The 23,889-nt window shown below is 63.8% G+C and carries 18 protein-coding genes; 14 read left to right on the forward strand and 4 right to left on the reverse strand.

Annotated features, from left to right (window positions below):
* The first annotated feature begins 17 nt into the window (after positions 1–17).
* Positions 18–2,282 carry an ATP-dependent Clp protease ATP-binding subunit ClpA gene (gene clpA / locus QQF40_RS15605; protein WP_043333850.1) on the forward strand — a complete coding sequence of 755 codons (2,265 nt, stop codon included), beginning with the start codon at positions 18–20 and terminating at the stop codon, positions 2,280–2,282.
* Between the two features lie 534 nt (positions 2,283–2,816).
* On the opposite strand, the gene infA is transcribed toward clpA, so the two are convergent.
* The 3 genes from infA to aat all read right to left on the reverse strand — a co-directional run bounded on the left by infA (position 2,817) and on the right by aat (position 4,915).
* The gene (gene infA / locus QQF40_RS15610) at positions 2,817–3,035 is read right to left on the reverse strand and encodes a translation initiation factor IF-1 (protein ID WP_024953359.1); all 219 of its coding nucleotides are present in this window, start codon (positions 3,033–3,035) and stop codon (positions 2,817–2,819) included.
* A gap of 323 nt (positions 3,036–3,358) precedes the next feature.
* The gene (locus QQF40_RS15615) at positions 3,359–4,162 is read right to left on the reverse strand and encodes an arginyltransferase (protein WP_175088438.1); all 804 of its coding nucleotides are present in this window, start codon (positions 4,160–4,162) and stop codon (positions 3,359–3,361) included.
* 36 nt (positions 4,163–4,198) lie between these two features.
* Positions 4,199–4,915 carry a leucyl/phenylalanyl-tRNA--protein transferase gene (gene aat / locus QQF40_RS15620; protein ID WP_175088439.1) on the reverse strand — a complete coding sequence of 239 codons (717 nt, stop codon included), beginning with the start codon at positions 4,913–4,915 and terminating at the stop codon, positions 4,199–4,201.
* A 170-nt stretch (positions 4,916–5,085) separates the two neighbouring features.
* Here aat and QQF40_RS15625 point away from each other — a divergent pair, with 170 nt between their 5' ends.
* Complete coding sequence (locus tag QQF40_RS15625; protein WP_285461865.1) at positions 5,086–9,084, forward strand: DNA translocase FtsK; 3,999 nt, start codon at positions 5,086–5,088, stop codon at positions 9,082–9,084.
* Positions 9,085–9,284: 200 nt separating this feature from the next.
* Positions 9,285–9,953, forward strand: coding sequence for an outer membrane lipoprotein periplasmic chaperone LolA (gene lolA / locus QQF40_RS15630; RefSeq protein WP_175088441.1), 669 nt, complete (start codon positions 9,285–9,287; stop codon positions 9,951–9,953).
* A gap of 131 nt (positions 9,954–10,084) precedes the next feature.
* Here the strand turns inward: lolA and QQF40_RS15635 are convergent, their stop codons facing one another.
* A complete protein-coding gene (locus QQF40_RS15635) occupies positions 10,085–11,452 on the reverse strand; it encodes a replication-associated recombination protein A (protein ID WP_054555614.1) in 1,368 nt (455 codons plus the stop codon).
* A 311-nt stretch (positions 11,453–11,763) separates the two neighbouring features.
* Between QQF40_RS15635 and QQF40_RS15640 the strand changes: the two genes are divergently transcribed.
* The 11 genes from QQF40_RS15640 to QQF40_RS15690 all read left to right on the forward strand — a co-directional run bounded on the left by QQF40_RS15640 (position 11,764) and on the right by QQF40_RS15690 (position 23,845).
* A complete protein-coding gene (locus tag QQF40_RS15640) occupies positions 11,764–12,312 on the forward strand; it encodes a hemerythrin domain-containing protein (RefSeq protein WP_285461866.1) in 549 nt (182 codons plus the stop codon).
* Positions 12,313–12,564: 252 nt separating this feature from the next.
* Positions 12,565–14,118, forward strand: a complete 1,554-nt coding sequence (locus tag QQF40_RS15645; RefSeq protein WP_285461867.1) for an NAD-dependent succinate-semialdehyde dehydrogenase — start codon at positions 12,565–12,567, stop codon at positions 14,116–14,118.
* A 96-nt stretch (positions 14,119–14,214) separates the two neighbouring features.
* Positions 14,215–15,690, forward strand: coding sequence for an aminotransferase (locus QQF40_RS15650; RefSeq protein WP_175088444.1), 1,476 nt, complete (start codon positions 14,215–14,217; stop codon positions 15,688–15,690).
* Positions 15,691–15,693: 3 nt separating this feature from the next.
* Entirely contained in the window at positions 15,694–16,803 is a 1,110-nt protein-coding gene (locus tag QQF40_RS15655; RefSeq protein WP_285461868.1) for a pyridoxal-phosphate dependent enzyme, read from the forward strand.
* A 58-nt stretch (positions 16,804–16,861) separates the two neighbouring features.
* Complete coding sequence (locus tag QQF40_RS15660; protein ID WP_254626976.1) at positions 16,862–17,875, forward strand: cyclodeaminase; 1,014 nt, start codon at positions 16,862–16,864, stop codon at positions 17,873–17,875.
* Between the two features lie 134 nt (positions 17,876–18,009).
* The gene (locus QQF40_RS15665; protein ID WP_285461869.1) at positions 18,010–18,870 is read left to right on the forward strand and encodes an HAD family hydrolase; all 861 of its coding nucleotides are present in this window, start codon (positions 18,010–18,012) and stop codon (positions 18,868–18,870) included.
* A gap of 6 nt (positions 18,871–18,876) precedes the next feature.
* Positions 18,877–19,932 (forward strand): DMT family transporter, encoded by a 1,056-nt coding sequence (locus QQF40_RS15670; RefSeq protein ID WP_285461870.1) that lies wholly within the window; start codon positions 18,877–18,879, stop codon positions 19,930–19,932.
* Positions 19,933–20,194: 262 nt separating this feature from the next.
* Entirely contained in the window at positions 20,195–21,682 is a 1,488-nt protein-coding gene (locus QQF40_RS15675) for a SulP family inorganic anion transporter (protein WP_175088448.1), read from the forward strand.
* A gap of 175 nt (positions 21,683–21,857) precedes the next feature.
* A complete protein-coding gene (locus QQF40_RS15680) occupies positions 21,858–22,748 on the forward strand; it encodes a universal stress protein (RefSeq protein WP_285461871.1) in 891 nt (296 codons plus the stop codon).
* A 289-nt stretch (positions 22,749–23,037) separates the two neighbouring features.
* Positions 23,038–23,397, forward strand: coding sequence for a RidA family protein (locus tag QQF40_RS15685; protein WP_175088450.1), 360 nt, complete (start codon positions 23,038–23,040; stop codon positions 23,395–23,397).
* A 97-nt stretch (positions 23,398–23,494) separates the two neighbouring features.
* The gene (locus tag QQF40_RS15690) at positions 23,495–23,845 is read left to right on the forward strand and encodes a hypothetical protein (protein WP_285461872.1); all 351 of its coding nucleotides are present in this window, start codon (positions 23,495–23,497) and stop codon (positions 23,843–23,845) included.
* The last annotated feature ends 44 nt before the right edge of the window (positions 23,846–23,889 follow it).

Below are 23,889 nucleotides of genomic sequence, written 5' to 3' on the forward strand. Positions count from 1 at the left end.
CCTAGAGGGGACTTGCCATGTTGAGCAAAGAACTTGAACTGACCCTGAACACGGCCTTCACCGTGGCACGTTCCAAACGCCACGAATTCATGACCGTGGAACACCTCCTGCTGGCACTGCTGGACAATGCCTCCGCTGCCGATGTCCTGCGCGCCTGTGGTGCCAATCTGGACAAGCTGCGAGTCGATCTTCAGGACTTCATCAATTCCACCACCCCGCTGATTCCGGAAGAGCAGGAAGACCGCGAGACTCAGCCGACGCTGGGCTTCCAGCGCGTACTGCAGCGTGCCGTCTTCCACGTGCAATCCTCCGGCAAGAGTGAAGTGACCGGCGCCAACGTGCTGGTGGCCATCTTCTCCGAGCAGGAGAGCCAGGCCGTCTACTTCCTCAAGCAGCAGAATGTCGCGCGTGTGGATGCGGTCAATTACATCGCGCATGGCATCTCCAAGGTCGCGGGTCACACCCAGACGCCCCAGGCGTCGGTCGAGAATGAAGAGAGCGAAGAGGCGAGCAGCGAAGGCGGCAACAATCCGCTGACCAACTACGCCACCAATCTCAACGAGCAGGCGCGTCTGGGCAAGATCGACCCGCTGATCGGCCGCGATGGCGAGCTCGAGCGTGTGGTGCAGATTCTGGTGCGTCGCCGCAAGAACAATCCGCTGCTGGTCGGTGAGGCCGGTGTCGGCAAGACCGCCATCGCGGAAGGTCTGGCCAAGCGCATCGTCGAGGAGGATGTGCCGGACGTCATCAAGGAGGCTGTGGTCTACTCGCTGGATCTCGGGGCGCTGCTGGCCGGCACCAAGTACCGCGGTGACTTCGAGAAGCGTCTCAAGTCATTGCTGGCGGAGTTGCGCAAGGAACCGAACTCGATCCTGTTCATCGACGAGATCCACACCGTCATCGGTGCGGGTGCCGCCTCCGGTGGCGTGATGGATGCCTCCAACCTGCTCAAGCCGCTGCTGTCTTCCGGCGAGCTGCGTTGCATCGGTTCCACCACCTTCCAGGAATTCCGCGGCATCTTCGAGAAGGACCGCGCCCTGGCGCGTCGCTTCCAGAAGGTCGATGTCATGGAGCCCTCGGTGGATGACACCATCCGTATCCTCAAGGGGCTGCGTGGTCGCTTCGAGGAGCACCATGCCATCAAGTACACCGATGCCTCGCTGGAAACGGCAGTGCGTCTGGCGGACCGCTACATCAACGACCGTCAGCTGCCGGACAAGGCCATCGACGTGATCGACGAGGCCGGTGCCCACCAGCGCCTGCTGCCGGAGAGCATCCGCGTCGACACCATCGATACCGAGCAGGTCGAGGCGATCGTCGCCTCCATCGCTCGCATTCCGCCGAAGACGGTCTCCAGCTCCGACAAGAAGCTGCTGTCCAATCTCGAGCGCGATCTCAAGATGCTGGTGTTCGGGCAGGACGACGCCATTACCGGACTGTCCGCGGCGATCAAGCTGTCGCGTGCAGGCCTCAAGGCGCCGGACAAGCCGGTGGGCAGCTTCCTGTTCGCTGGCCCGACAGGCGTCGGCAAGACCGAGGTTGCCCGTCAGCTGGCGGCGTTGATGGGTATCGAGCTGGTGCGCTTCGACATGTCCGAGTACATGGAGCGTCACACCGTCTCGCGTCTCATCGGGGCACCGCCGGGGTACGTCGGTTATGACCAGGGCGGTCTATTGACCGAAGCCATCACCAAGCAGCCGCACTGCGTGCTGTTGCTGGATGAGATCGAGAAGGCGCACCCGGAAGTCTTCAATCTGCTGCTGCAGGTAATGGATCACGGCCGCCTGACCGACAACAACGGTCGCGAAGCGGACTTCCGCAACGTCATCCTGGTGATGACCTCCAACGCGGGTGCCGAGCAGGTGGCGCGTCGCTCCATCGGTTTCAAGCATCAGGATCACTCCACTGACGCCATGGAAGTCATCCGCAAGACGTTCTCGCCGGAATTCCGCAACCGTCTGGATGGCATCATCCAGTTCGGCGCGCTGGATCTCGCCGTGGTGCGCAATGTGGTCGACAAGTTCCTGGTCGAACTACAGGCGCAACTGGATGAGAAGCGCGTGCAGCTGGATGTCGCTGACGAGGCGCGCGACCTGCTGGCGACCCTCGGGTACGACCCGGCAATGGGTGCTCGCCCGATGGCACGCGTGATTCAGGAGAAGCTCAAGAAGCCGCTGGCAGAGATGATACTGTTCGGCGACCTGTCCGAGTCGGGCGGCATCGTGCATGTCACGGTCGACAACGGCGAACTTCACCTGGAAACGGAAGCGGAAATGGCGTGATCTGACGCTCAGCTTCCTGCCCTGAAGGGGCGACATGAACGGTCAGTGCTTCAAGCACTGGCCGTTTTTTATGGTCGCCAGTCAGCAAGCTGTCCGCACGTAGCGAGCATGGAGTCGATTGCTCAAGCCGGACACGCGCGCACGTCAAGGGGCTCGCGATCCTCAAGGGGAGGGCGGGGGAAGCGAATGCGTATAGGGGGACGGTGCTCAGCGGGGATGAGCCGCCTGTCATCATTGAATGGGAGCGAAGACCTGATTGGCGTTCGGACTCAAGACACATTCATGGGACAAGGCGGCATCATCGGAATACTCAGGCATACGCCATCGAGGTGGCGGGTGCCTCGCCGTGGAGGGCAAGTCTTGCAACCTCGATGCGTTCCGGGTCCGGGCGGAGGGTTCAGGCGGAGGTGACGCTGGTGCCTGAGGTGCCGGGAACGACCGGTTCAGCCAGCCGGTGTCATGATGATCGCATGCAGGTCCAGGACGTGCAGAGTGATCGATGGCATGGCAACCGGCAGGGCAGTCTGACCGTGCTTAGCGCGAACGGTAGACGATACGGCCCTTGGACAGGTCGTACGGAGTCAGCTCAACCTTGACCTTGTCGCCAGTCAGGATGCGGATGTAGTTCTTGCGCATCTTGCCGGAGATGTGGGCGGTCACGATGTGGCCGTTTTCCAGTTCAACACGGAAAGTGGTGTTCGGAAGGGTGTCGACGATGACGCCTTCCATTTCAATATGATCTTCACGCGCCATATAGGCTGATCCTCACTTATTACAGGGAATACTGCTGGTAGTTCCGAGCCGCCTCAGCACAAAAAGTGCCCGATTCGGGACTTCGATACGCGATATTGTGCCGTAAGGGCGGCGGCAAGGCAAAGTCGAAGCGCGATTGTACGCTCCTTGAGCGCCTGTGGGCAGTTCAGGAGGAAGATAAAAATCGGCTTCTTGCGCCGGGGCAACTTCCGGGAGGCGGTTGGTCGGCAGTCGGCGCTGTCTGGTGAGCTCCTGCTAGCTGAACGATGCTCATCTTGACGTTGTCAGACGCGCTTGCGTCGAGAGGGCGCCCGCAGAGCGCGTCACTCGCCGGGTGCCACTGACGCGCCTTGCTTGACCAGGCTCAGTGGCAGATGACTGTCGGTATGGTTGGCCGGTATGCGTCGCCGCCAGTGGCTGCCATCCAGATACTCGAGCGGCTGAAAATGCTGTTTGTAGTTCATCTTGCGGCAGTCACGGATCCAGTAGCCCAGATAGAGGTGGGTCAGGCCTTCGCGGCGTGCCTGCTCGATCTGCCACAGCACCGCGTAGGTCCCCAGCGAGCGCTGATTCAGTGACTCATCCGGGTCGTAGAAGGTATAGATGGCGGAGAGGCCATGGCTCATGCGGTCCATGGCGGCGACGGCCACCAGACGACCATCGAGGCGAAAGCTCACCAGACGGGCATAGTCATCGCGGGACGTGAGGAAGGTTCGATACTGCTCATGACTGGGCGGGAACATGTCGCCATCCGCATGACGACTGCGGATGTAGTGGGCGTACAGGCGATAGTGCTCGGGGTCGAAGAGTGCCGGCCCTTCTTCGATGACCAGGTCGGCATTGCGGCGCACGAGACGCTTCTGGGTGCGGTTGGGCGCGAAGTCGGCGATCGGCACGCGTACGGAAATGCAGGCACGGCAATCACCGCAATGTGGACGATAGAGATGAGAGCCGCTACGGCGAAAGCCGAGCAGGGCAAGGGCGTCATAGACACCGGAATTGGGCGCTTCCTGCGGATCGAGAAACAGCGTGGTCGCCTGGCGGCCTTCCAGATAGCTGCAGGCGTGCGGTACCGTCAGAAAGAAGCGCAGATCGCGTTGCGGTTGCTTGGGGGTATTGCTGCTCACCGTTGCATCATCTCCCTCTTGGAATTGCCGTGGTCATCATTCCCGGGCGTGCTGCGTGGGCCAGGATGTCAGTGACCACTTGCCCTCATGCCCTTGGCCAGTGGCATACTGGTCAAGATAGCTGATGAAATCGCTGCGGGCGATGCTGCGGGCGCCAAGACTTGCCAGGTGCGGAGTATGCATCTGGCAGTCGATCAATGGAAAATCCCGTGCCCTCAATTCCTGGCACAGGATCACCAGCGCCAGTTTCGAGGCATCGGGTACGCGCGAGAACATCGACTCGCCGAAGAAGATGCGTCCACAGGCGACGCCATACAGGCCGCCCACCAGAGAATCGCCCTGCCAGACTTCAACGCTGTGGGCGTGTCCCATGGCATGCAGAGCGATGTAGGCCTGCTGCATTTCTGGCAATATCCACGTGCCAGCCTGGCCATCGCGAGGAATGCTGGCACAGGCATTGATCACACCGGTAAAGTCGCGGTCGATACTGTAGCTCAGGCCTGCATTGCGCAGGCGCTTGGCGAGACTGCGGCGTACACGGACTCCCTCTGGCTTGAGCACCATGCGTGGGTCCGGTGACCACCACAGGATGGGGTCACCCGGACTGAACCAGGGAAATATGCCGCGGGGGTAGGCCGCCAGCAGCCACTCGGGACTGAGTTCGCCCCCTGCACACAGCAGGCCGTCGGGCTCGCTCAGGGCGGTGGAAGCATGCGGAAAGCGGACAGGGGCAGGGGGGAGCCAGGGAAGCATGGGCAGCCTCTTGTCGGTTCGGGAACATGCACGGAGCAATGGGCTCCTGGCGCCTTGGCGTCATGAGCGGACGTGAATCGGCAATTATGACGTCACTGCCATCGAATGGTTATGATAACCGGCTGAAGGTACATGGAAAATCGCCCACAAGGTGCAAGGGGGATGGCGACTTGACTGCCAAGAGTGCCAGAAAGACAAGTCGGGAACAGGCCAAGCCTGAAACCCGTAGCCGCCGTGCGGCAGCAACACCCAGGAAGCGTGCCCGTCAGAAAGCGGACTCGCCGGGCTTCTTCGCGCGTCTGCGCGGTGCTTCGGCCAACGAGTCCAGCCCGACACGCAAGACGCCGCGCGTCTCGGGCAAGCCCGCGAGGAAGGATGCCAGCGGCCAGCCTGCTGCCAAGACCAGAAACAAGCCGCGCGTGCAGGAAGAAAGCCCTGCAGCCCAGCGCCGCGCCGAGCGTCAGGCCGAACGCGCCGAACGTCAGGCCATCCGCGCCGAGCAGCGTGCGGAGAAGGCAGCGCGACCACCGTCACGCCTGACCACCACCCTGCAGGGCGTCAGTCGTGAAGGCGTGGTCATTCTCATGCTCAGCCTATGCGTCTTCATGCTGCTGGCGCTGTTCAGCTATGCGCCGACGGACCCCGGCTGGTCCTACAGCGGCCCTGAGCTCACGCCCAGCAACTGGATGGGTAGCATCGGTGCCTGGCTGTCAGATGTGCTGTATTCGCTGTTCGGCGGCAGTGCCCTGTGGTGGCCGGCGATGCTGGGCTTCGGTGCCTGGCGTCTGATGCGTCAGCCCAGTACAGAGCTGGTGTGGGACCCGACGACCATCGCGGTGCGTGCTGGCGGCCTGTTCCTGCTGATCATGGCGACCTGCGTCATCGGCGATATCCAGTTCTACAGCCCCGACAGCCAGCTGACCAACGGCGCGGGTGGCATTCTCGGCAAAGGCATTGCCGGTGCGCTGACGCCACTGATCGGCATGGGCGGCACGGTACTGGTCGCGCTGGCCAGTTTCCTGTGCGGCTTCACGCTGTTTACCGGCATGTCGTGGCTGACGGTCATGGATGAGCTGGGCAATGGCTGCATGCGGGTGTCCGGCTGGTTCGCCGAGCGCTTCAACAGCCGCCGCGACGATCAGGACGCCTACGATGACGAGGCAGCCTACGCCGAAGAGCCGCTGACTCACGAGGATGGTGAAGAGGATGACGCGGATCATGAACCAGCACCCAGACTGAGCTGGTGGCAGCGTCTGCTGCCGGGCCGGCGTGCCCGTGAGGATGAGTGGGACGAGGACAGTGACGAGATTCTGCTTGGTCGCCGGCAGGAGGCAGAAGGCATCGCCGCCAAGCCGCGCGGCCAGCGCCGTGTCGAGCCGTCACTGGACGGCGGCACCGACGAGGCCATCAGCGCTCGCGATGACTTCACGGACGACCGCAGCACCGATATCCCGTGGCAGACCGCTGAAACCACGCCTTCCGCCAAGGTGCCGGGCGCTGCCTACACCGAGCGCATGACGGTTCAGAGCGCCAATGTCAGCATCGAAGGGGTTGACCTGGCCGCGGCCCTGAAGACCGCCGTGGCGGCAGAGGCTGCCTCCGCGCCGCGTGTCGCGCATGCCGATGTCACGCGCTCTCGTCTGCCGCAAGCCGCTGCCATAGAGGCTGAGCGCCAGCGTCATGCTGATGCCTCGGTTACGGCTCAGGCCCCCAAGGCGGCAACGCCAACCCCTGCCGCCGAAGATACAGCATCAGTCTCCGACAGTACGGCTGTCCCTGCTGCCTGGGACGCTGCCTCAGCCTTTGCGCCGACCGCTCGTCATGACACGGCTCGTCATGAGACCGCCCGTCACGACATGGCGCAGGAAGCTCAGGCGCAGAGCGAGGCCGAGGCTCACAAGGCTCCGTCTCAGGCTCAAGAGCTGGCTCGCGAGCAGGAAGCGCAGCGCTTGGCTGATCAGGAAGCGCAACGTCTGGCAGAGCAGGAGGCGCAGCGCGAAGCAGCACAGAAAGCACAGCGCGCAGCCGAGCAGCAAGCGGCAGAGCGACAGGCGCAGCTTGAAAAGCAGGCGCAGCTTGAGAAAGAGGCACAGCGTGAGCGCGACGCGCAACTTGCGCGCGAGCGCAGCGGTGCCGCGCCGGATAGCCGCAATCAGCCGCCAGAGCCCAGGGACGACGATGATGCGCCCCTGCCCGGCAGTGGTGGTCGATTCGCCACGGCCGCAGGGCTGGCAGCCGGTGCGGGTGTGATGGCGGCCGGTGTCGCGGCGGCCGCTTCCGAAACTCCTGCTCGCAAGGCGGTTGTCTCCTGGGATGATGCCTTCGAGCAGCCGACGGGCAACACGCCGACACAGGCAGATGCGCCTGCGGCGCCTCATCAACCAGCCGAGCCGGTCGCGCCAGCGGAGCCCGATTCCGTCACGCCTCAGGCCGAGCATGTGCCGCCTTTCGAGGCACCGACAGCCACGCCGGAAGCGGCCCCCGCGCCGGCCGAGCGTCCCTCCTGGGCCTATGACGGCGATGAGTCCGGCATGGTGCCCGGCGGTGGTCGCCTGGCGACGGCGGAGGATGCGCAGGCGGCTGCCAGCGACCCCTCCGGTCCGACCCTGTGGACCGTGGAGCACATGCAGAGTCAGCGCCATGAAGGCGCCGATCACGAGGAGGAGCCGGAAGGGGACTTGCCGCAGCTGAGCCTGCTGACGCCGCCGGATGCCCAGAAGCCCAACTACAGCGAAGAAGAGCTCGACCAGATGGCCGAGCTGCTGGTGGTGCGTCTGCGCGAGTATGGCGTCAAGGCCGAGGTGGCGGATGTCTGGCCGGGACCGGTCATCACGCGCTTCGAGATTCAGCCGGCACCGGGCGTCAAGGCGTCCAAGATCTCCAATCTGTCGACGGACCTGGCGCGCTCACTGCTGGTCAAGAGCGTGCGCGTGGTCGAGGTGATTCCGGGCCGTCCGACGGTCGGCATCGAGATTCCCAATCCCAACCGTGCCATGATCCGTCTGCGCGAAGTGTTCGATTCCGATGCCTATCAGCTGGCGGAATCACCGGTCACGCTGGCGCTGGGCCAGGACATCGGTGGCGCACCTGTCGTGGCCAACCTTGGCAAGATGCCGCACCTGCTGGTCGCCGGTACCACCGGCTCGGGCAAGTCGGTGGGCATCAACTCGATGCTGATCTCGATGCTGCTCAAGGCCACGCCGGACGAAGTGCGCATGATCATGGTCGACCCCAAGATGCTGGAGCTGTCGGTCTATGACGGCATTCCGCACCTGCTGGCGCCGGTGGTGACTGACATGAAGGAGGCTGCCAACGCCCTGCGCTGGTGTGTCGCCGAGATGGAGCGTCGCTACAAGCTGATGGCCGCCATGGGCGTGCGCAACCTGGCCGGCTTCAATGCCAAGATCGATGAAGCCGAGGCGCACGGCGCTCAGATCGCTGACCCGCTGTGGGAGCCGCAGCCCTGGGAGATGCACCAGCATCCGCCGGTGCTCGCCAAGCTGCCCTACATCGTGGTGGTGATCGACGAGTTTGCCGACATGTTCATGATCGTCGGCAAGAAGGTCGAGGAGCTGATCGCACGTCTGGCCCAGAAGGCCCGTGCCGCGGGGATTCACTTGATTCTGGCCACCCAGCGTCCGTCAGTGGACGTGGTGACCGGCCTGATCAAGGCCAACATCCCGACGCGCATGGCCTTCCAGGTCTCCTCCAAGATCGACTCGCGCACCATTCTCGATCAGGGCGGCGCCGAGGACCTGCTGGGCCACGGTGACATGCTCTACCTGCCGGCCGGTGCTGGCATGCCGACGCGTGTTCACGGCGCCTTCGTCGATGATGACGAGGTTCACCGTGTGGTCGATGACTGGAAGCGTCGCGGCTCGCCGGAGTACATCGAGGAAATCCTCACCGGTGGCGTGCAGGCCGATGCATTGGCCGGTCTCGAGGCTGAAGGCGAGGACAGCGATGCCGAGCAGGATGCGCTCTACGATGAGGCCGTGGCCTATGTCGTCGAGTCGCGTCGTGCTTCCATCTCTGCCGTGCAGCGCCGCTTCAAGATCGGGTACAACCGCGCCGCGCGTCTGGTCGAGGCGATGGAGATGGCGGGTGTCGTCTCCGCGATGGGCACCAATGGTTCGCGGGAAGTGATCGCGCCCAACCACAGCGGCTAGTCGCCGCAGGCCTTGTCGCTGCACGCCGGAACACACGAAGGGGAGCTTTTTGCTCCCCTTCGTGTCAAAGACGTCAGATAACAGATCACTGCCAGCAGGATGTTGGCAGCAATCATCCCGAATCGCTGAAATGATGATGGTCAGGTGCAGGGCCTCGATGCCGAGGCTCGCCACTGGTCTTCCTCATCGCAAGGAGTTTCATGAAGACATTGTCGCGTTCTTTCGCATCTTCGTTGACCGCTCGTCTGGCCAAGGGGCTGGGCGCCGCTCTGATGCTGGGCATGGCCGCTCTGCCAGCTCACGCCGAGGAATCGGCAGGCGATCGCCTGTCGCGCCTGCTGGAGCCGCTCAAGACCTATGCTGCCGACTTCGATCAGCAGATCCTCGATGCCTCCGGTCAGCGTCTGCAGGAAGCCAAGGGCAAGATGTGGCTGTCGCGCCCGGGCAAGTTCCGCTGGAGCGTCGATGCGCCGTACCGTCAGGAAGTGGTGTCGGATGGCAAGGAAGTCTATCTGCATGATCCGGACCTCGAGCAGGTCACCGTGCAGCCGCTGGATGAGCGTGTCACCCACACGCCGGCGTTGTTGCTGTCAGGTCGTTCCAGTGAGCTGACCGCCAACTATGCGGTCAAGCGCCAGCAGCAGGGCGCACGTGAGACCTTCACGCTGACGCCCAAGCAGGCCGATACGCTGTTTGAAAGCCTCAAGCTGACTTTCGACAGCGAGCAGCTCGACATGCTGCAGATGGCGGATTCCACCGGTCAGCGCACGGCGATCGACTTCAGCAACGTGCAGTACAACCCGTCGCTTCAGGATAGCCGTTTCGTGTTCCAGATCCCGCAAGGCGCCGACGTCATTCGCGAGCAGTGATCGCGCCCAAGGTGCAGCGCAAATCCTGAATACGCTTGACCAAACAGGAACGCCCGGACCAGACGGTCCGGGCGTTCCTGTTTGTGCCAGTCGCGACTTGGCAGCCATATGCGCGTGAGATTCGCCGCTGATCAGCTCTGTCCGGGCGTCTCGCCACGGTCTGCGGCGGCGTCCTGCTCGCGGCGCCAGCGCTCAATCTCGGCGAAGCGCTTCTCGCCACCATGCTGGGTCGGGCGATAGAACTGCTGGGTCGGCAGTTCTTCTGGCCAGGCATCGTGGGAGCTGCCGGCCGGATAGCCATTGGGCTCGTTGTGGGCATAGCGATAGCCTTCGCCCATGCCCAGCTCCTTCATCAGCGTGGTCGGGGCATTGCGCAGGTAGACCGGCACTCCGAAGTGGGGCTGCTGGCGCACGAAGGCCTTGGCTTCCTTCCAGGCCACCTCGATGGCATTGCTCTTGGGCGCGATGGCCAAGTGAATCGCCGCATGCGCGATGGCGCGCTGGCCCTCGTAGTCACCCAGGCGCAGATAGGCGTCCCAGGCGGCAATGGTCAGTGGCAGGGCGCGCGGGTCGGCATTACCGACATCCTCGGAGGCAATCGCCGTCAGGCGCCGCACGACATCCAGCGGGTCGCCGCCACCATCCATGAAGCGTGCCATGTACAACAGTGCCGCGTCGGGCCGCGAGGAGCGTATCGACTTGTGGATCGCCGACAGCAGGTCGTAATAGTCATCGCCCTGCTTGTCGAAGCTGGAGGCCTGATGACCCAGCACGGCCTCAAGCGAACTGTCCTCGAGTATCTCGCGCGTTCCTCCCTGGGCGTCTGGCTCACGACGCACGAAGTCACAGGCGGTCTCCAGCAGGCCCAGGGCGCGGCGTGCATCGCCGGAGGCCGAGCGCGCGATGCGGGTCAGCGTCTCGCGGCTGGCTTCGATATGACGCTTGCCGAGGCCGTTGACCTCATCCTGCAGGGCGCGCGTCAGCACCTCGATCAGGTCGTCCGTCTCCAGGGCCTTGAGCACATAGACCCGCGCCCGTGACAGCAAGGCCGAGTTGACCTCGAAGGACGGGTTCTCGGTGGTCGCGCCGATCAGCGTCAGCAGGCCGGATTCCACATGCGGCAACAGGGCATCCTGCTGGCTCTTGTTGAGGCGGTGGATCTCATCGAGAAACATCACCGTCTGGCGATCGCTGGCCTGGAAGTGTCTGGCGCGCTCTACCACCTCGCGGATGTCCTTGACGCCGGCCATCACCGCCGAGAGCTGCTCCAGGTGCGCATCACAGCCCTTGGCCAGAATCTCGGCCAGCGTCGTCTTGCCGACCCCCGGCGGCCCCCACAGAATCATCGAGCGCACCACACCGGAGGCCACCATCTGGCGCAGCGGCATGTCAGGCCCGACCAACGCTGTCTGTCCGATGTAGTCATCCAGGGTGCGTGGACGCATGCGGAAGGCCAGTGGCGCATGGGAATTCGAGGCGGTATCGGCAAAAAGATCCATCGGCGAGTCTGGCTCCGGCAGGCGTGGGCAGTATTGCGCTCATCATGGCCGATCCTGCAGACCTGTACAAATCAGCAGTGGCGGTGCGCTCAGTCAGCGGCCTCAGGCCGCGCGTGGCATCGCACCAGACTGTCATGTTTTCCTGACAGCATGAGACGCTCATTCAGGCAATCCCACCCATCGTCTAACTGGCGCTCGGGGGATGTGTCCTACACTTCTAGGTGACGACATTGCTACATTCGGTAGCAATGCCCGAGGCGGCAGCGCTGTCTGCCAGCATCGGCCACCTGTTCCGTAAGGAGGAGGAAGTCATGCCCAATGTGACTCAGCTGCGCCAGGACCACGCCAACATGGCTCGTCTGCTGCACGTGCTTTCGCATCGCCACAAGACGCTTGTCAGTGGTGAGCGTCCCGACTTTCGCATGATGCGTGAGGTGGTGGATTACATTCTCGATTACATGCAGGGCTTCATCATTCCGCTGGAGCGTCAATGCACCCAGATGCTGTGCGAACGCTCCGAAGACGCCGCGCCACTCTGTCAGCGCCTCATCCAGCAATATCGCACCCTGCACGAGCGTCTGGACAAGCTGTCCGACAACCTCGACAGCATCCTGATGGACCAGATCATCCCGATGGACCAGTTCAATGCCGACCTGCGCGAGTATGTGGAGGCACACCGTGACTACCTGCGTGCCGAGCGCCAGGAGCTGTTCCCGCTGATGCGCGACAACCTCAGTGACGAGGAATGGCAACAGCTGACCGATGCCATCCCGCATGCGCGCACCGAGCTTGAGCGCCTTCAGGAAGCCTACCCGGAACTCTACGCCGAGCTGACCGAGAGTGAGGTCGTGACCGCCTGAACCACGTCGGTTCGAGCAGTGACGCTCTGATCCATGGCGGTCTAGTCAGGAACTCGCCACACAGAAAGAATCCGCACCTTGCCCGCCACAACAGAAAGAACGCCAAGTCGTTGGCGGGTATTCCGAAAGTCTCCACGTCTCATCTCCCCCACACTGAGCTCATCACATGACGCCCGCCGCGTTTCGGTGGGCGTTGTCCTTGGCGGTGTTCCGCCTTCTCAGATGACGGCCGAGCGGCCCGGGAGACAAGCGATGAGTGCTCAATCTCTTGCACGACAGTGGGCAACTTCCCAGGACGAAGCGACGTCCGAGACTGCCCAGTTCGCCAGCGAAGGCATTGCTCTGGAAGACCCGCGTCTGTTTCGCCAGCTCGCCTACGTGAATGGCTGCTGGGTGCATGGCGAAGGCGGACGCGAGGAGGCGGTCTTCGACCCTGCCACCGGCGAGCGTCTCGGCCAGGTGCCGTGGCTCGAGGAGGCGCAGATTGACGCCGCCATCGCCGCCGCCGATGAGGCCCAGCGTGAATGGCGCAAGCTGCGCGTCGACCAGCGCGGCGAGCTGCTGGATGCCTGGTACGACCTCATCCGTGCCCACAAGGAAGACCTGGCCATGCTGATGACGCGTGAGCAGGGCAAGTCGCTGGACGATGGGCGTGGTGAGGTGGAATACGGCGCCAGCTTCGTTCACTGGTTCGCCGAGGAGGGCAACCGTGCCTTCGGCGAGACCATTCCCAGCCATATCCCGAATGCCGCGCTGGGCACCGTGCGTGAGCCTATCGGTGTCGCGGCGCTGATCACGCCGTGGAACTTCCCGCTGGCGATGATCACCCGCAAGGCCGCGGCCGCACTGGCGGCGGGCTGTACGGTGCTGGTCAAGCCGGCCGGCGAGACGCCGTTCTCGGCGCTGGCGCTGGCGGAGCTGGCCGAGCGCGCCGGCATTCCCGCCGGTGTCTTCAGCGTCATCACCGGCGAGGCCTCCGAGGTCTCCAAGCAGCTGTGTGACGACCCGCGCGTCGCCGGGCTGTCATTCACCGGTTCCACCCGGGTCGGGCGTCTGCTGCTGAAACAGTGCGCCGACAGCGTCAAGCGTGTCTCGCTGGAGCTGGGCGGAAATGCCCCCTTCATCGTCGGACCGGACATGGACCCCGAGGAGGCTGCGCGCGCCGCCGTCGATGCCAAGTTCCAGACCTCCGGTCAGGACTGCCTCGCGGCCGACCGTATCCTGGTCCACGACAGCCTCTACGAGGACTTCCTGAGCCACTTCGCGCGCATCATGAAGCAACTCAAGGTCGGCAATGGCCAGGTGAAGGGGATCGACCTTGGCCCGCTGATCCACCGCGACGCCGTCGCCAAGGCGCAGACCATCGTCGATGACGCCGTCGAGCGCGGCGCGCGGCTGATCCACGGCGACCAGAGCATGGCACCGGGCCCCAACTTCTTCATGCCGGTGTTGCTGGCCGACATCACGCCGGACATGCGTGTCTGGCGAGAGGAAACCTTCTCGCCGGTGGCCGGCATCACCGCCTGGCACGATGAGGAAGAGGTGATCGCGATGGCCAACGACACCGAATACGGCCTCGCCGCCTACGTCTATACCCACGATGTGCGCCGCATCTGGCGACTGATGCGTGGCCTGCGCTTCGGCATGGTCTCGGTCAATTCCGTCAAGATGACCGGCGCGCCGATTCCCTTCGGCGGCGTCAAGCAATCCGGCCTGGGTCGCGAAGGTGGCCGTCAGGGGCTCGAGGAATATCTCGATATCAAGTACTACTGTCTGGGTGGACTGGAAAGCGCCTCCGGAAGTTGAGACGGACATCCTTCACTGTCACATGTCGTTCATGGCGATCGGTGGCCATTGAGCACCGCCGGTCGATCGCCCCTAGTTAAGCATTCGGAGAGTCACATGAGCACCGATAACACCCTGAGCCAGGCCGCCAGCTTCGATGATGCGACCTCGACCGATGAACTGATTCGCCGTGACCGCAAGGTCACCTTCCATGCCTCGACCCACCTGCGCGATTACGCCCAGGGCGATGCACCGGGCCGCGTGATCACCGGCGGCGAAGGCATCCGCATCCGTGAGCGTGACGGACGTGAGCTGATCGACGGCTTCGCCGGCCTCTACTGCGTCAATATCGGTTACGGGCGCACGGAAGTCGCCGATGCCATCCATGAGCAGGCCCTCAAGCTCAGTTACTACCACACCTATGTCGGCCACTCGAACGAGCCGCAGATCGCGCTGTCCGAGAAGATTCTCGAGCTGGCCGGCCCCGGCATGGCCAGGGTCTATTACGGCATGTCCGGCAGTGATGCCAACGAGACCCAGCTCAAGCTGGTGCGCTATTACCACAACGTGATCGGCAAGCCGGAGAAGAAGAAGGTCATCTCGCGCTGGCGCGGCTATCACGGCTCCGGCATCGCCTCTGGCTCGCTGACCGGGCTGGCGGCCTTCCATGATCACTTCGATCTGCCGATTCCGGGCATCCTGCACACCGAGGCGCCGGACTACTACCGCCGTCCTGCCGAGTGCGCCGAGATGAGCGAGCGCGAATTCTCCACCTGGTGCGCCGAGAAGCTCGAGGCGATGATCCAGGCCGAGGGGCCGGAGACCGTCGGCGCCTTCATCGGCGAGCCGGTACTGGGTACCGGTGGCATCGTGCCGCCGCCGGAAGGCTACTGGGAGGCCATCCAAGCCGTGCTCAAGCGTCACGACATCCTGTTGATCTGCGATGAAGTGGTGTGCGGCTTCGGGCGCATCGGCAGCCAGTTCGGCTTCCAGCACTTCGGCATCAAGCCGGACCTGGTAACCATCGCCAAGGGCCTGACCAGCGCCTATCAGCCGCTGTCCGGGGTCATCGTCGGCGACCGTGTATGGAAGGTACTGGAGCAGGGCACCGGCGAATTTGGCCCCATCGGCCACGGTTGGACCTACTCCGGGCATGCGCTGGGCGCCGCCGCCGGTGTCGCCAATCTGGAGATCATTCGCCGCGAGGGCCTGGTCGACAATGCCCGCGATACCGGCGCCTATCTGCAGAACGCCATGCAGGCCGCCTTCGCCGATCACCCCATCGTCGGCAATGTGCGTGGCATCGGCCTGCTGGCGGCACTGGAGTTCTCGCCGCAGCCGTCACAGCGCAAGGCGTTCGACTCAGCGCTCAAGGTCGGCCCGCGCATCTCCGCGGCGGCCCTTGAGGAAGGCCTGGTGGCACGCGCCATGCCGCAGGGCGACATCCTCGGCTTCGCGCCGCCGCTGGTGGTTACCCCCGAGGAAATCGATGACATCGTCGCCCGCGCGCGTCGCGCCGTGGACAAGGTGCATCAGGAGCTCGTCGACAATGGCGATCTCTCTTCCGGTGATCCCGCTTCTGGTGACAAGTAAGTCATGGCATTGACCTTACCCCCGCTCAAGAGCACACGGGAAACGCCGCTGGCGCTGGCCGATATCTATGCCGCGCGCCAGCGGCTGTTTCATTCATCGACGGCCACGGGTGTCGAACGCACGGCGCTGGTGCCGTCACCGGCGCTGTCGCGCCGCTTCGATGCCGAGATTCTGCTCAAGCTGGAGACCCGCCAGCCCACCGGCGCCTTCAAGCTGCGCGGGGCCAGCAATCTGCTGGCCGCCGTGGCGGAACAGGACACCGGAGAGGCCTTCGAGCGCCTTCAGCGCGGCGTGACCACCGCCTCCACCGGCAATCACGGTCGCGCGCTGGCCTACGCCGCGATGCGCCGTGGCCTCAGGGCGGTCATCTGTCTCTCCGAGCAGGTGCCCGCCAACAAGGTGCGTGCCATCGAGGCGCTGGGTGAGCTGGGCGGTGCCACTGGTGGCAGTGTCGAGGTGCGCCGGGTCGGGCGCAGCCAGGACGAGGCCTTCCACGAGGTCAATCGGCTGGTCGAGGAGGAGGGCATGCTGTCGGTGCCGCCCTTCGATGACCCGCTGATCGTGGCCGGTCAGGGCACCATCGGGCTTGAGTTGATGGAGGATTGCCCGCAGCTCGATCAGGTACTGATCGGACTGTCCGGCGGCGGCCTGCTCGGCGGCATCGGGGCGGCGCTCAAGGCGATTCGCCCCGAGACGCAGGTGCATGGCATCAGCCTCACCGAAGGCGCAGCCATGTGGCACAGCCTGCAGGCAGGCGAACCGGTGGAGGTGGAAGAGGTCGCCAGTCTCGGCGACTCACTGGGCGGCGGCATCGGGCTTGGCAATCACACCACGCTGCCGCTGGTGCGCCGCGTGATGGACCACCACCATCAGGTCAGCGAGCGCGCCATCGCCCGCGCCATGCTGATGCTGCTGGAAGAGGAGAAGCTGCTGGTCGAGGGCGCCGCCGTGGTCGGGCTTGCCGCACTCGAGGCCTCGCGGCTGGGCGAGACCGACCCGGTGCTGGCCGAGTCGATCCGCGGCCAGCGTGTCGCGCTGATCATCAGCGGCAACGGCGTCAGTCTGGAGACCTTCGATCAGGCCCGAGCGCTGCTGGCGGACGCTCAGCAGTGATTTATTCGCCCATGGCTCACAGCGTGAGACAGCTGACGGCACACCAGGAGGAGGGCGCATGACACAACCGGCTCAAGAAAGCATGCAGACGTATTCCCGTGAACAGATCGAGCAGGTCGTGGGGCTGGACGCCACGGCACTGGGCACCATTCGCGATGCCTTCATCGCGCTGGGCCAAGGCAAGGTGGTGCAGCCGCCGATCCTGTCGATGGCCATCGAGGAGGCCAACGGCGAGGTGGACGTCAAGACCGCCCATATCCAGGGGCTCAAGCACTTCGCGATCAAGATCAGTCCCGGCTTCTTCAACAATCCCGCCCGCGGCCTGCCAAGCCTCAATGGCCTGATGGTGGTGTTCTCCGCCGAGACGGGACTGGCCAGGGCCCTGCTGGATGACGGCGGCTATCTCACCGCCATTCGTACCGCGCTGGCCGGTGCCGTGGCGGCAGAGGCCCTGTCACGCCCCGACAGCAAGCGCGTCGCGCTGATCGGCGCCGGTGAGCAGGCGAGCCTGCAGCTGGAGGCGCTGCGGCTGGTGCGCGACATCGAGAGTGTCGATGTCTGGGCACGCGACAAGGAGCGGGCCGAGCGTTTCGCGCGTGAGACGGAGGAGCGACTGGGCCTCACCGTACGCAGTCATGACAGCCTGCACGCGGTGTGTCAGAACGCCGACATCATCGTCACTGCCACGCCATCTCACACGCCGCTGCTGGAATACTCGATGCTGCCGGAAGGCGTGCATGTCACCGCGATGGGTTCCGACAGCCCCGAGAAGCGCGAGCTGGAAGCCGATGTGCTGACCGATTGCGACTACTTCGTGTGTGACAGCCGTGCCCAGTCGGAAATCAATGGCGAGCTGAAGGGGCTGGATGAAGACCAGGCCAAGGCGTGCGAGGTGTACGAGCTGGGCAAGCTGCTGGCCGATGGGCGTCGCCTGCGTGAGGGTGACCAGAACAGAGGTGAAGAGACCGAAACCGCCACTGATACCCGCATCACGGTGGCAGACCTGACCGGCACCGGCGTGCAGGACACCGCGATTGCCAGCCTGGCGCTGGCTCGACTCGCCCAGCGCTAGCGCCGCACGCAGCGACAGCGGGTCGTGAAGGCGCGACGGACTTGCCCAGCGCGGCGCCGCATGCGAGGGTCACGCAGTAACGGCAGGAAGCCGTTGACTCCCTCGTCCACTCGGAGCCTGTCGTGACTCGAACCATGCCCTCACCCTATGCTGCGCCGCGCGCCCTCAATGCTGCTCCCGGGGTAGAGGTCCGCCGCTCGCCGCTGGCGGACCTCTGCGCCGACTGCGATGCCGTGACGCTGCTGCCACCGCTATCCCCGCCGGGTGAGGGGTATCTGCGCCATTTCTGCCAGCTGGATTCCCCGCTGGCGGTGTTCGATCTCGACGATACCCTGCTCGATGGCGACTGCACCGGCATGTGGATGCGCTGGATGGCCGCCTGTGGCTGGATCGAGGATGTCGAGGCCTTCATGGCCATCGGCGAGCGCCATCAGAGCGAGTATCACGCCGGCACTCTGGATATCCACGAGCACACCGGCCATCTGCTCGGTCCGCTCATCGGGCGACATCGCGATGAGGTGCGGCGCGAAGTCGATGATTTCGTGGAAGAAATGGTAATGCCGCGTCTGCTGGAAGGCGGCATCGCACGGCTGGCCGAACACGGCGAGGCGGGCCATCGCACCCTGATCATCTCCGCCTCCATGCACCATCTGGTCGGCCCCATCGCCAGTCGCCTGACCGCCGATGGCGCGCTGGCCACCCATCCTGCCTTCGATGAAGAGGGCCGCTTCACCGGCGAGACCACCGGCATCGTCACCTTCCGCGAAGGCAAGCTGGCGGCGCTGGATGCCTGGCTGGAAGACGCAAGCCAGCTCAAGCGTGCGCCGCAGGCACTTTGGGGCTACTCCGATTCCCACAACGACCTGCCGCTGCTGGAGCGGGTCGATCATCCCCATGCCACCCAGCCGGATGCGCCGCTGCGCCAGTTCGCCGAAGCGCGTGGCTGGCCGGTGGTCGATTGGCGCCAGTCGCACCTGTCCATCGAATCGGACTGAGCGTGCATGCAGCCGTCGACTGACTCCCACCTCGTGCCCGATCACAACCCGGATGCCAGAGCCCTGCAGGCGCGTGGCGTCGCGCTGACGGCGCTGGGCGTATTGCTGATCTCGCCGGATGCGCTGTTGCTGCGCCTCGCCGATGTCGCCGATGGCCCGCTGGTGTTCTGGCGCGGCCTGCTGACGGCCATCGGCTTCGCGCTGATTCTGCTGCTCACCCAGCGCGGCGGGCCTGGCCAGCGCTTGGTCAGTGCGCTGGCGCGCATGCGTGGCTGCGGGCGCACGGGACTGTGGGTCGCGCTGCTGTTCACCGGCTCCACGCTGGGCTTCGTGCTCGCCAATCAATACACCCGCGCCGGCAATGTGCTGATCATCCTCGCCGCCAGTCCACTGTTCGCAGCGCTGATGTCGCGGCTATGGCTGGGCGAGCGCCAGCCGCGCCATGTATGGGGCGCGATTCTGGTCTCGCTGGCGGGCATCACGCTGTTGGTGATGGACGAGGCGGGCAGCGGCTCGTTGACCGGCAATCTGCTCGCATTGGGCTGCAGCCTGTCGCTGGCGGGCAACTTCACGCTGTGTCGCACGCGCCCGGGGCTCGACATGAGCCCGATGCTGACCCTGTCGGGGCTTATGACCGCGCTGTGTGGCCTGCTGGCCTGCACATGGTTGGCAGTCTCTGGGGTAGGGGGAGGCGAGGGTGCAGCAGAGGTCCTCGAGAGCGTGCTCACCCAGCTATGGCCCTCGCACAGCGATGATTTCGCTCAGCGCGCCGGCTGGCTGGTGCTGCTGTGTCTGGTGCTCTCGCCGCTGGGCTTCACGCTGATCCAGCGCGGCCCGCTGTATCTGCCGTCCGCCGAGGTGGCGTTGCTGATGCTGCTGGAAAGCGTGTTCGGCATCCTGTGGGTGTGGTGGGTGCTGGACGAGTCGCTGACACTGCGCGGCTGGGTAGGCGGCGCCATGGTGCTGGGCGCGATGCTGATCAAGAGCCTGATCGACCGCCGCCTGCGTCACCTGCAGGCCATGCGCGCCCCTTCTGCGGATGCGTCTGCGGGCGGCAACTGATACAATCCTGCCCATCCCCGAGTTTATTCACTGTCAAATGACAGCCCTCTGGACGCCTCACGGCGACCGGAGCGAATAGCTCATGGCGCGAAGAAAGCCACAGGGCGACCGGAAACGATAGTGACTTCACGACGCGAGCCAGGCGCGAGCGGCACTGCCCTGACGCAGTGATGAAGATTGCCACAACCGGACGCCAGACTGACTCGACAGCGCCAGGATTCAGCACGCACACCACCTTTCCCAACCTGTTGCGGACGACTCGATGACAAGCAGCCTCAAACAGCAGTGGCTCTCCAACCTCCGGCCCGACATCCTGTCCGGCCTGGTGGTGGCGTTGGCCCTGATCCCCGAAGCCATCGCCTTCTCCATCATTGCCGGTGTCGACCCCAAGGTCGGCCTGTATGCCTCCTTCTCCATCGCCGTGGTGACCGCCATCGCCGGTGGCCGTCCGGGCATGATCTCCGCCGCCACCGGTGCCATGGCACTGCTGATGGTCGACCTGGTCAAGGACCACGGCCTGGAATACCTGCTGGCCGCCACCGTGCTGACCGGCGTGATCCAGATCATCTTCGGCTACTTCAAGCTCGGCTCGCTGATGCGCTTCGTGTCGCGTTCGGTGGTCACCGGCTTCGTGAATGCGCTGGCGATCCTGATCTTCATGGCCCAGCTGCCGGAGCTGACCAACGTCACCTGGCACGTCTACGCCATGACGGCGGCCGGTCTCGGCATCATCTATCTGCTGCCGCTGGTGCCGAAGGTCGGCAAGCTGCTGCCGTCGCCGCTGGTCTGCATCATCGTGCTGACCATCTTCTCCATGATCGTCGGTCTGGATATCCGCACCGTCGGCGACATGGGCGAGCTGCCGGACAGCCTGCCGGTGTTCCTGATTCCGGACATCCCCTTCAATCTGGAAACCCTGTGGATCATCCTGCCGTACTCGCTGCCGCTGGCGGTCGTGGGCCTGCTGGAATCCCTGATGACGGCCACGCTGGTCGATGACCTGACCGACACGCCGTCCGACAAGAACCGTGAGTGCAAGGGCCAGGGCGCGGCCAACGTCGTCACCGGCTTCCTCGGTGGCATGGCGGGTTGCGCGATGATCGGTCAGACGATGATCAACGTGAAGTCCGGCGGTCGTACGCGCCTCTCCACCATGGTGGCGGGTGTCGTGTTGCTGATTCTGGTCGTGTTCCTCGGCCCGTGGGTCTCGCAGATTCCGATGGCCGCACTGGTCGCGGTGATGATCATGGTTTCCATCGGCACCTTCTCCTGGCAGTCGATCCGTGACCTCAAGACCCACCCGATGTCCACCAACATCGTCATGCTGGGCACCGTGGCCGTCGTGGTCGCGACCCACAATCTGGCGATCGGTGTGCTGGTCGGCGTGCTGCTCTCGGCACTGTTCTTCGCCAACAAGATCGGTCAGGTGCTGCATATCGGCAGCGACATGAATGCCGATGGCCGTACCCGCGAATACCGCGTAGTCGGTCAGGTGTTCTTCGCTTCCAGCGAGCAGTTCCAGGCCGGTTTTGACCTCAAGGAGACCGTCGAGCGTGTCGTCATCGACGTCAGCCGTGCGCACTTCTGGGACATCACCGCCATCGGCGCGCTGGACACCGTGGTGGTCAAGTTCCGCCGCGAGGGGACCGAGGTCGAGGTGCGTGGCCTCAACGAAGCCAGCGCCACGCTGGTGGATCGCTTCGCGGTGCATGACAAGCCGGATGCGGTCGAGAAGCTGATGGGGCACTGATCTCGTTGGCGCCACCCGCCTGATCGAGGGCGGTGGCGCCAGCGGTTCATGCGGCAAGACGGCGGGCAGCCCCACACGGGCTGCCCGCCGTTTGCGTTGATGGGGCCGGAAAGTGGTAATCTCGAAACAGGCGCCTGAAGCGCCAACCTTGATCGTCAGCATAAGGAAGCACGCCATGAGCCAATCCTCTGCCAGTGCCCTGACAGGCCATGACAAGGTCACCGCCTGCATTGACGGCTCCGCCTTTGCCGTCTCCGTGTGTGATGCCGCCGTATGGGCAAGCCAACGTCTCTCGGCGCCGCTGAGCTTCCTGCATGTGATCGACCGCCAGGAAGGGGCGGGCGAGACCACCAGTGATCTCTCCGGCAGCATCGGGCTCGGCGCGCGCGAGCACCTGCTGGAAGAACTCGCCACCCTGGATGAGCAACGCGGGCGCATCGCCCAGGAGCAGGGCCGCCTGATGCTGGAGGCCGCCTACGAGCGCGCCGTGCAGGCGGGTATCGCCGAGCCGCGCCCACGCCAGCGCAATGGCGAGCTGGTCGAGACCCTGGAGGAGCTGGAAGACGAGATTCGCCTGCTGGTGATCGGCAAGCGTGGTGAAGGGGCGGAGCAGGCCAGCGAGCACCTGGGCAGCAATCTGGAGCGCGTGATCCGCAGCCTGCATCGCCCCGTGCTGGTGGTGCCGGGCGAGTTCAATCTGCCGACGCGGGTGCTGATCGCCTTCGATTGCAGCAGCACCATCAAGCGCGCCGTCGAGGTGTTGGCGGCCAGTCCCCTGCTGCAAGGCGCGGAGCTGCATCTGGTGATGGTCGGCGCGGAAACGGTGGAGCATCAAGCACCGCTGGACGCCGCGCGCGACACCCTCACCGCGGCAGGTTTCAGCGTGCAGGCAAGCTTCAGAGCGGGGGAGGTGGAAGCCTGTCTGCGCGAATATGCCAAGGAACACGCCATCGACATGCTGGTGATGGGCGCCTACGGTCACTCGCGCATCCGTCAGTTGCTGGTCGGCAGCACCACTACCGAGATGATTCGCAACGCCACGGTGCCGCTGCTGATCCTGCGCTAGCACTGTTCAGCCCACGCCCTGCCGGGCAATGAGAACGCCGCGCCTTTCCCTGTCATGTCGGGACGGCGCGGCGTCGTCATTTCTACCCCTTGGGGAGTGGCTACAGGTACGCAAGGCAGAAACCCTCTCGACGACTGGAAAATACCCCGCAGGTCGCGTTGCGCCGCTCGCCGGAATCTGGAACGCTGATGGCCGCTTATCCTCATTGCGCGTCATGCCGCTGCGGGGCTTTCCCTTACGCAGGCGCGTCTTTCACCACTCCAAGAAGAACGGCACAAGGACACTCTCCATGAGCGATATCCAACGTCACGACACCAAGCCACGCATGAGCCGCGCCGTGATCCACAACAACACCATCTACCTGTGTGGTCAGGTTGCCGGACCGGACCACCGCTTCGGGAATATCACGGACCAGGCCAACAGCATGCTCGCGCGTGTCGATGCGCTGCTGGAAGAAGTCGGCACCGACCGCGAGCACCTGCTCTCCGCCACCGTCTATCTCAAGACAATGGACGACTTCAAGACCTTCAACGACATCTGGGACACCTGGGTGCCACAAGGCCACGCCCCCGCCCGCGCCTGCGTACAAGCCGCCATGGCCAGCCCGGAACTGCTGTGTGAAATTACCGTGGTCGCCGCCGTTAAGTAACTCGCAGTATGGTTTTTCTAAGCCCGCCAGAGTTTTCTCTGGCGGGCTTATTATATTTATTGCTATCTGTGTGTATTAGCTTGGTTGAGAGGTGTATGTGAATTTAAATGTTTTTAAATTTTTACTTGATGAGATGCTTTTCTCTAATGACGAGGTTTCACGTCAATCATTATTAGAGTATATGAGCTATGGTCGTTGGAGAAGCCTTTTTAGTAGTATTGTGCTTAATGAAGCAGCTATTGAAGAAATAGCTAAGAGGTCTTATGTACATGCTAACGGCTTTGTTAAATTATTGCTGGTTGATAAAAGGCCTCTATATTCAGTAAGATTACATATATGGCCGTCTACAGTTATTAAAGAGACGGATATACATGACCATCCATGGGATTTTGATGGTTTTATTTTAAATGGAGGGCGGATGCAGGCTCTGAGTGCAACACCCTATTGAATTGAGGGTGGTGCTTCATTGTGCTTTGCCATCAGTTCATTCAT

The organism is Cobetia sp. LC6, from assembly GCF_030264805.1.
Taxonomy (GTDB): domain Bacteria; phylum Pseudomonadota; class Gammaproteobacteria; order Pseudomonadales; family Halomonadaceae; genus Cobetia.